Source organism: Robertmurraya sp. DFI.2.37 (assembly GCF_029211245.1).
Taxonomy (GTDB): Bacteria; Bacillota; Bacilli; order Bacillales; family Cytobacillaceae; genus Robertmurraya; species Robertmurraya methanolica_A.
Window position 1 is genome coordinate 1 of the sequence record NZ_JARGEJ010000981.1, and the last position, 255, is coordinate 255.

Below are 255 nucleotides of genomic sequence, written 5' to 3' on the forward strand. Positions count from 1 at the left end.
TCTAAAAGATATGATCAAAGAGGAGCTCTTATCATTACCTCTAATAAGTCATTTGTTGAGTGGGGCAAGATCTTTAGGGATGAAGTATTAGCCACAGCCATATTGGATCGCCTTCTCCACCATGCGACCACTTTTAATGTAAAAGGGAATTCTTATCGGCTTCGAGAGAAGCAAAAAGCCGGTGTCACACCTGTATAAGTTTAGCGATGATAAATGGGAATTTAGAACCGTTGAAAAGAGGGAATTTCAAAACGT

At 39.6% G+C, this 255-nt stretch carries 1 protein-coding gene; it reads left to right on the top strand.

Going from position 1 to position 255, the window contains the following annotated elements:
• On the top strand, positions 1–198 hold a 198-nt coding region (locus PZE06_RS29425), incomplete at its 5' end, for an ATP-binding protein (RefSeq protein WP_275792598.1).
• Positions 199–255 lie beyond the last annotated feature (57 nt).